At 67.2% G+C, this 7,417-nt stretch carries 8 protein-coding genes; 4 read left to right on the top strand and 4 right to left on the bottom strand.

The window, feature by feature from the left end; all coding sequences use genetic code 11:
• Nucleotides 1-162 precede the first annotated feature (162 nt).
• Entirely contained in the window at nucleotides 163-480 is a 318-nt protein-coding gene (locus QOC69_RS04600) for a hypothetical protein (protein WP_526436825.1), read from the bottom strand.
• Nucleotides 481-798: 318 nt separating this feature from the next.
• Here QOC69_RS04600 and QOC69_RS04595 point away from each other — a divergent pair, with 318 nt between their 5' ends.
• Nucleotides 799-1,425 (top strand): TetR/AcrR family transcriptional regulator, encoded by a 627-nt coding sequence (locus QOC69_RS04595; protein WP_526436823.1) that lies wholly within the window; start codon nucleotides 799-801, stop codon nucleotides 1,423-1,425.
• Between the two features lie 111 nt (nucleotides 1,426-1,536).
• Here QOC69_RS04595 and QOC69_RS04590 read toward each other — a convergent pair whose 3' ends face one another.
• Genes QOC69_RS04590 through QOC69_RS04580 form a run of 3 tightly spaced genes read right to left on the bottom strand, consistent with a single transcriptional unit; the run spans nucleotide 1,537 to nucleotide 3,957 of the window.
• Nucleotides 1,537-2,211, bottom strand: a complete 675-nt coding sequence (locus QOC69_RS04590) for a TetR/AcrR family transcriptional regulator (protein WP_526436821.1) — start codon at nucleotides 2,209-2,211, stop codon at nucleotides 1,537-1,539.
• A 58-nt stretch (nucleotides 2,212-2,269) separates the two neighbouring features.
• Nucleotides 2,270-3,154 (bottom strand): MurR/RpiR family transcriptional regulator, encoded by an 885-nt coding sequence (locus tag QOC69_RS04585; protein ID WP_526436819.1) that lies wholly within the window; start codon nucleotides 3,152-3,154, stop codon nucleotides 2,270-2,272.
• Nucleotides 3,151-3,957, bottom strand: a complete 807-nt coding sequence (locus QOC69_RS04580; RefSeq protein ID WP_526436817.1) for a class II glutamine amidotransferase — start codon at nucleotides 3,955-3,957, stop codon at nucleotides 3,151-3,153. The genes QOC69_RS04585 and QOC69_RS04580 overlap by 4 nt, the downstream gene beginning before the upstream one ends.
• A gap of 130 nt (nucleotides 3,958-4,087) precedes the next feature.
• On the opposite strand from QOC69_RS04580, the gene QOC69_RS04575 reads away from it, so the two are divergent.
• The 3 genes from QOC69_RS04575 to QOC69_RS04565 all read left to right on the top strand — a co-directional run.
• Nucleotides 4,088-5,413 (top strand): type I glutamate--ammonia ligase, encoded by a 1,326-nt coding sequence (locus tag QOC69_RS04575; RefSeq protein WP_526436815.1) that lies wholly within the window; start codon nucleotides 4,088-4,090, stop codon nucleotides 5,411-5,413.
• A gap of 21 nt (nucleotides 5,414-5,434) precedes the next feature.
• A complete protein-coding gene (locus tag QOC69_RS04570; protein ID WP_526436813.1) occupies nucleotides 5,435-6,934 on the top strand; it encodes an amino acid permease in 1,500 nt (499 codons plus the stop codon).
• A partial coding sequence (locus tag QOC69_RS04565; RefSeq protein WP_526436811.1) for an aminotransferase class III-fold pyridoxal phosphate-dependent enzyme occupies nucleotides 6,931-7,417 on the top strand: 487 nt, incomplete at its 3' end. The genes QOC69_RS04570 and QOC69_RS04565, both read left to right, overlap by 4 nt.

The raw sequence follows: 7,417 nt of genomic DNA, 5'->3' as shown, positions 1-7,417 counted from the left end.
GCCAACGGCGTGAGGACGAGCGCGGCGACCGTCATCTGCCACGACAGCGCCACCAGATAGCCGAAGGCCACCACGAGAACGACGGTGTCAATCAGCGGCGGCAACAGGCAGTTGGTCAGAAGCCGTTGCACACCAGTGGATTCCACTGTGACACGCTGTAGCTCAATCCTTGGATACTGCGTCGCGGGGCGCGGGCCAGCGTCCCATCGCAACCACTGCCACCAGCGCCAGACCGGCCAGCGTGAGCGGAACCGCCCAGCCCCGGCGAATCCATACGGCCCGGTTGCATTCCGCCGCATACTGCGTGGGCCCCGATGCGCTCGCCCGAGGTGGCGGGTTCGCGGTGTACATGTCGGCTTCGACCGCCTGGTCGGCATCCGGCGCCACCGCGGTGCCGCAAGGAATCTGCATGCCCCAGGGGTCGTAGTCGCGGAGGTGAATCGGATAGTAGAAGGCGACCACTCCAATGATTGCGATCATGGCGGCCACCACGCCTACGGCGAAGCGATCTCGGATCAAGGTTGTCACGCCCGCCCGCCCGTCGGCCGCGTGCCGCGAGTGAGCTGGTTCATCAACCGTGATCGCATTCGGTCCTCCCCGACCCAGAACGTGCTCATGTTAAGTTACTAGTAACAGCATAACAACGGTGCCGTCAACCTCGCCCGGTCAGGAATCGGAATTCTGGCGGCCGCGACACTCGTGTCCGCCACCGGTGCGTGTCGTCGGAACGACGCAACCGCCGTGCCATACTCCCTGTTAGCAATCGCGTAACACACTAACTACCGAAGGACCACGGCATTGGCCGACGATCAAGAGCCCGACCGCACAGGAGTCGCGATTCTCGACGCGGCCCTGCGGGTTCTTGTCGACTTCGGTGTGAAGCGCGCGACCGTCGAGCAGGTCGCCAAGTACGCAGGCGTGTCTCACATGACGGTGTACCGGCGCTGGCCAGCAAAGAACGAGCTGCTCCTCACCGCCGTGATGACCGAGTTCAGACGGCTCTTCACCGACGTGTACGAGGAAGCTCGGCAGCTGGACTCCTTCGACGACAAGGTCGTCTGCGGCTTCACCGGAATCTTGTGGTGCGTCCGTAGCCACCCACTCATGGCGCGGGAACTGGCGACCGAACCGGAAGTGGTGCTGCCCTTCTTGACCACGGCCGCGGGTCCGTCCATGGACATGGCGATCGCCTTCGGCGCGGAGAACATGCGACGAGCGGCCAAAGCCGACGGCCTCACCATCGCCGACCCGGTCGCACTCGCGGAGGTGCTGGTACGGATCGCGCACTCGCTGCTGCTGGCACCCCATTCGGGACCGACCTTGCAGAGCAAGGCCGAGGTGGCCGACTACGCCCGTCGCCATATTCTTCCGATTACCCGCAGCGCTGCCGTATCCGCGCGACCGGCTGGGCACCCGCGCGGATAACGAAAACGAAGGTCGACGCGACGAACACCCCGATCGCCGCGCCGACCGTCACCCGTACACCATGAATTTTATTTACGTCAATGTCAATATATCGGTAAACACCGCTTCGCGCTACGCTCCCGCCCGCCGAGCCTCGATCTCCGAATCGCTACGCTCTCCCCCACAAGCGGGGGGACCCCCAGCGCCGGCGGCATCGGTCGGCCTGCCCTTCAAACCCCGCCAGAACAGGTTGATCATCAACTCGGCGGCCTCGTTGACGTCGGCGTCGCCGGTGCTCACCCGAGTGGCCACCGCCTCGCCCGCGCCCACCAGCGCGACGGCCATCATGTCGAAGTCGGTGTCCGGCTCGGGGTGCCGGGTGCCCGAGAGCAGCAGCCTGCCGACCAGGTCGATGATCCGCTCGCGACCCTCCCGCACGGTGTGGGCGAACGCCTGCGAACTGGTGGCCTGGGTGTAGAGCACCATCCACGACGCCCGGTTGGCGTCGATGTAGCTCAGGAACGACACCACGGCGTTGCGCAGCAGTTCCTTCGGGCTCTGGGTGAAGTCGATGTCGGCGCGCACCACGTCGACGAAGCGACCCAGTTCGCGGTTCAGGCACGCGCCGAACAACTCCTCCTTTGACCCGTAATAGAGGTAGAGCATCGGCTTGGAGATCTCGGCCTGCGCGGCGATCGCGTCCATCGAGGTCTCGTGGTAGCCGTTCACCGAGAACATCTGTACCGCGGCGTCGAGCATCTGCTGCTCACGCACAGCGCGCGGTAAGCGCTTCGTCCCTCCGGCCATTGGTTCAGGGTAAGCAATGGCCGCCTCCCCGAGCCCCGCGACGCCCGCAAAGGGTCGCTCAGGGCAAGAGTTCGGCTCGGCGCTGCTCCTCCCACAAGGCCATGCGGGTGATCGCGGGTTCGCCGATGGCATCCATGACCAGGGGGATGAGAAGTTCGGTAAGCAGGAAGCCCGCCGCCATGCTCTGGTACACCGTGCCCACGGTGCTCGACGCGGCGAGCACCACCTCGGCGTCGGGCGCCACCGGACACGCGAGGTCGTCGGTGATCAGCAGGACGGTGGCACCGGCACGGTGCACGCTGGCGGCCAGGTCTGCCGAGCTGCGTTGATACCGGTGGTAGTCGAACACCACGACGACGTCCCGGCGCGTCAGCTCCATCATCGTGCCGAGGTCGCGGCCACTGGGATCGGCGAGCAACCGCACGCCAGGACGCAGTTGTTCGAGATGTGCGGCCAGATGGATCGCCAGCAGGTGCGAGAACCGCCCACCGTACAGATAGAGCGGCCTGCCGAGATCCGACAACAGCGCCACCGCGGCCTCCAGCGCCGAGTCCGGTAGCAGGGCCAGCGTCTCGACGGCCCGGTCGTTCTGGCCGCGGGCCTGCTGCAACAGCCGATCGAGCAGACCACCCGCCGCGGGTGCCTCCGGCAGCCGGTTGATCGGTCCGCTGGACTGCGCGGTCAGCTCGGCGCGCAGCGCGACCTGCAGGTCGGTGAAGCCGTCATACCCGAGGGATTGGGCGAACCGCAGCACGGTGGGCGGGCTGACCTCGGCGCGTTCGGCAAGCCTTGCGGCACTGGCCAGCCCGGCACTGGGGTAGTCGGCGAGCAGCGCGCGTCCCACCCGTCGTTCCGCGCGAGTGAGGCCAGGCAGCGCCGCATTGGCGCGGGTCGCCACGCTCTCCCGTATCTTCCCGTCGCTTCGCTCGCCCTGGGCCGTCATCCCGTCGCTTCTGTCACTAGCGGATGCAGCGTCATCGACAAGTCGGCCATCGAGATTGCGGCCACGCACTCCGGCGGCAACGGCTCCCACGCCAGATCGCCGAAGCCGGTGGATCCGACGACCAGCGTGCCGTCGTCGGGGCGGGTCAACCGCAACGCGAAGTAGTCCTCGAGGTGCTCGGCGGGCAGCTCCGCGGCACTGATCTCCTCGATGTCCTCATCGAGCAGCGTGCTCCTGGCGTGCGCGTGGACGACGATCACCTGGTCCTCGCCGAGGAGGAGCGCGTTGAGGCTGGCGTCGTGGTAGATCTGCCGCAGCTGAGCCACCGCCCGCCGGACGGCCTCGGCGAGAGTCGGTGCGGTGCGGCGGTATTGGCGGATCAATCCGAAATAACGCTCGCTGTCGGTGGTGCCGCGCAGCGACGCGGCGATCCCGGGTGCGAGAAGCTCGTCCAGCGGGCCCATCGGCTTGATGGAGCCGTTGTGCGCCATGGCCAGACCGTCGGCGACGAAGGGATGGGAGTTCTGCGGCTGCACCGCAAGCCCATTGGTGGCCCAGCGCAGGTGCGCCAGAGTGGCAACGGCCCGCTGGTCGTGAGTGACCGCGGTGAAGTCGGGATCCTCCAGTGCGCTGCCTGCCGAGACCCTCGCGTGCGGATCCTGCCCCCGTTCACCGATGGCCGCGACACCCCAGCCGTCACCGTGCACCTTGGTGAGCGCGACGAAGTCCTTCAGCAACTTGTCGCCGACGGCATCGGCGACGGTGATCGGTGTCGTGGAGACGACACCCAGCAGCCGGCACATGAGGGCATCCTCCCGTTCCGATATTTTATGAATCAATCCTGATCTGCGAAATTTAAACATTCTGAAACATCTATGACATAGCTTTCCTCGAAGACTCACGTTGCCGTCTCACTACGGACGAGGAGGATGCATGCCGGTGTCGAGCGACGACCGCATCGAAGAACTGCGCGCCGAGCGCGTGGAACTCGTAGCCGGCTCGGTGACCGATCTGGCTGGCGTCACCCGCGCCAAGTACGTGCCGCTTCGCCGGCTCGGCGACTTCCAGCGCTCCGGCATGGGCGTCTCACCGTCGTGGAGCGTGTTCTGCGTCGACAGCGGCATCGCCTTCACACCGACCATCGGCGTCGCCGGTGACCAGCGGATCCGCATCGAGCCGGGCGACGTACGGGTGGTGGACGACGGAGTGGGATGGGCACCAGGCAATCTCACCGACCAGCAGGGCACTCCAGCGCCGCTCTGCGTGCGCTCGATCCTGGCCGCCACCGAACGGGCTGCCGCCGACCGCGGCCTGACTACCCTGCTCGGTGCGGAACTCGAGTGCACCATGCTCGCCCTCGATGGCGGCCCGGCATCGACCGCGCCGTGGTCGCCCTACGGCATCCGCACCTCGCTGGAGCGCTCCGCGTTCCTCGTCGACCTCGCAGGCGCCGCCGAGCGTGCCGGGCTGAGCATCGAACAGATCCACACCGAGTACGGGCACGACCAAATCGAGGTCTCCCTGGCGCCGGACACCCCGGTCGCGACGGCTGACGCGGTGATCCTCGCGCGGATCGTGATCGGCCGCACCGCAGCCCGACACGGGCTGCGAATCTCCTTCTCGCCGGTGCCCTTCGACGGCGGCGCGGGCAACGGCGCGCACCTGCACCTGTCGTTGGCCGACGGCCACGGCCCGCTGTTCTCCGGTGGTGACGGCCCCCACGGCATGCGGCAGGCAGGCGCATCCGCCATCGCCGGCGTCATCGACACCCTGCCGGATCTGCTTGGCGTATATGCCGGTTCGGTGCTGTCGGCGCTGCGTCTCAAGCCAGGTAACTGGGCGGGGGCGGCCGCATGCTGGGGTCTGGAGAACCGGGAAGCCGCGGTGCGATTCGTCGCGGCGACCCCGGGAAATCCGCACGGCGCCAACGCCGAACTCAAACTCATCGACCCGAGTGCCAACCCGTACCTGGCCGCGGCGGCGTTCCTCGGCAGCGCGCTGCGCGGCATCGAGCGCGGTCTCGAGCTGCCCGACGAGGTGCCCGAAGATCCGTCGAAGTCCGGCGCGACACCGCCGCCGCTGCCGATCGAACAAGCCGCCGCGATCGAGGCCCTGGCAGGCTCCGCGACCGCCGCCGAACTGATCACACCCGAGGTCATCGATGCGCTGGTCGCGGTGCGACGATACGAGATGACGACGTTCGGCGGGCTGCCGCCTGCCGAGACCACCCAGGCGCTGCGGCTGGCCTGGAGCTGTTGACCCACTGGTAAGGAGACATCGATGAGTACCAACGTGTCGGCTGGCCAATCCGAGGGAGCCGATCGACTTCCGCACCGCCGCTTGCCATTCTGGGTGGCGTTGGCGCTGTCCGTCGCCCTGGTTGGGCCGACCCTGGCGATGTCAGGAAACGGTCAGGGCCTGATCGGCACCGTCGGCAAGGCCATACCACTGGTGTTCCTGATCGGCCTGATCGGCGTGTCACTGGTCGGCTACAGCTTCGTCCGGCTGACCCGCCACCTCAACCACGCAGGCTCGGCGTACGGGTTGGTCGGCGGCACCATCGGGCCGCGGGTCGGATTCTTCTCCGGCTTCGCGATGCTCGGGGCCTACTGGGGTTTCGCCATCGGGACCCTGGCCTTGACCGCCGCGTTCGTCAACGCGTTCATCGCCGAACTGCAGGCGGGCAACGACCACCCCTACCAGCTGCCGTGGTTGATCGTCGTCGTCGTGGGCGCCGTCATCTCATTCCTGTTGTCCGGCCGCGACATCCGGCTGCTGGCGAAGATCCTGCTCGCCATCGAGGGCGTCGGCATCCTGTCCATGATCGTGCTGGTGGTGGTGATCTTCGCGAAGGGAGGCGCCCCGACGACCGGGGTTGACTTCAGCGCGTTCTCGTTCGACGGCGTGTCCGCCTCGGCCGTACTCAGCGCCGTCGTCGCGGCCTTTCTGTCCTGGGCAGGTTTCGAGGCGTGCGCGTCGATGGGTGAGGAGACCGACGATCCTGGCCGAAACATCCCGCGAGCGCTGGCCGGGACACTGATCCTGACCGGTGTGCTGTTCGTCGTCGTGATGTTCGCCCAGGTGGTCGGTTTCGGAACCGACCAGGCCGGGCTCGACGCGTTCCAGAATTCCGGAAACACATTGGGGGACTTGGGCAGTAGTTACGTCGGCCAGTGGTTCAGCCTGCTGATCATCTTCACCGCGATAGTGTCGGCGTTCGGCTGCCACCTGGCCTGCGCGGCGACGTCCGGTCGGATGCTCTACGCGTTCGGGCGCGACGGCTTCGGCCCGAAGGCGTTGGCGCACATCCACGAGGGCACTGGTGGTCCACGCCGCGCAACCTGGCTGGTCGTCGGGGTCGCGTTGGTGGTCGTCCTCATCTGCGGCGCTCTTGGCTGGCCCGACATGGGTACCGGCAACGATGCGATCAACACCTACTTCCTGTTCGCCGTCGCAGGTTCGGTGTGCCTGATGGTGTGCTATCTGCTCGTCGAGGTAGCGGCAGTGTGGTTCGTAGGCGCTCCCAAATTTGCCGACGTGCACGGCGGCAAGGGCAAGATTCTGGGGCTGGTGCTGCCGACCCTCGGAGCCGTGGTGATCGCAGTGGTGTTGTGGTTCAACGTCAAGGGTGCGCAGACCTGGTTGGATGCTCCGCTGCTCGGATTGTATTGGTGCGCCATTGGGTTGGTGATCGCCATTGCGGCCTCTGGGATTGCGAAGCGCGTTGGGGAGTCGCTGGCCGCAGAGCTGGCGAACACCCCTCCGGTGCATGCGGAGTGAGCACGCTGTACGACCGCGACGAGGCGGCGATCGCGGGAATCGAGAAGCTGCGCTTCTTCCCGCTGGAGGTGGTCTCCGGCCACGGCTCAACTCTGGTCACGCCCGACGGGCGCGAGCTGCTCGATCTGTCGGCAACCTGGACGGCGTCCGGCCTCGGCCATGGCCACCCAGCCGTCGTCGAGGCGGTGAGCCGGGCAGTGCGCACGGCGCCGGGATCCGGCGGCTTGTCCGCGGTCCACCCCGATTCGGTGGGCCTGGCCGAGGACCTGCTCGCGCTGGTCCCCGGCAGCGGCGAACGGCGAGTCTATCTGGGGCACGCGGGCTCCGACGCCAACGACGTCGCACTTCGGGCCTGCAGGCACGCCACCGGGCGGCGCACCATCATCGCGTTCGAGCACAGCTACCACGGCGGTGTCGGCGTGGCGATGGGCGTGTCCGGCGTGCACGTCGACGCAGGTTCGCCACCGGACCCCGACGTGGTGT

This window comes from Mycobacterium sp. (assembly GCF_032162105.1).
Lineage (GTDB): Bacteria > Actinomycetota > Actinomycetes > Mycobacteriales > Mycobacteriaceae > Mycobacterium.
The sequence above is the reverse complement of the archived record's forward strand: the minus strand, read 5'-3'. Positions and strand labels throughout refer to the sequence as shown.

What these genes read in the sequence shown, in the direction of transcription:
- QOC69_RS04600 (WP_526436825.1), bottom strand. Translation starts at nt 480, where the DNA reads ATGATCGCAATCATTGGAGTGGTCGCCTTCTACTATCCGATTCACCTC.
- QOC69_RS04585 (WP_526436819.1), bottom strand. Translation starts at nt 3,154, where the DNA reads ATGACGGCCCAGGGCGAGCGAAGCGACGGGAAGATACGGGAGAGCGTG.
- QOC69_RS04580 (WP_526436817.1), bottom strand. Translation starts at nt 3,957, where the DNA reads ATGTGCCGGCTGCTGGGTGTCGTCTCCACGACACCGATCACCGTCGCC.
- QOC69_RS04590 (WP_526436821.1), bottom strand. Translation starts at nt 2,211, where the DNA reads ATGGCCGGAGGGACGAAGCGCTTACCGCGCGCTGTGCGTGAGCAGCAG.
- QOC69_RS04570 (WP_526436813.1), top strand. Translation starts at nt 5,435, where the DNA reads ATGAGTACCAACGTGTCGGCTGGCCAATCCGAGGGAGCCGATCGACTT.
- QOC69_RS04575 (WP_526436815.1), top strand. Translation starts at nt 4,088, where the DNA reads ATGCCGGTGTCGAGCGACGACCGCATCGAAGAACTGCGCGCCGAGCGC.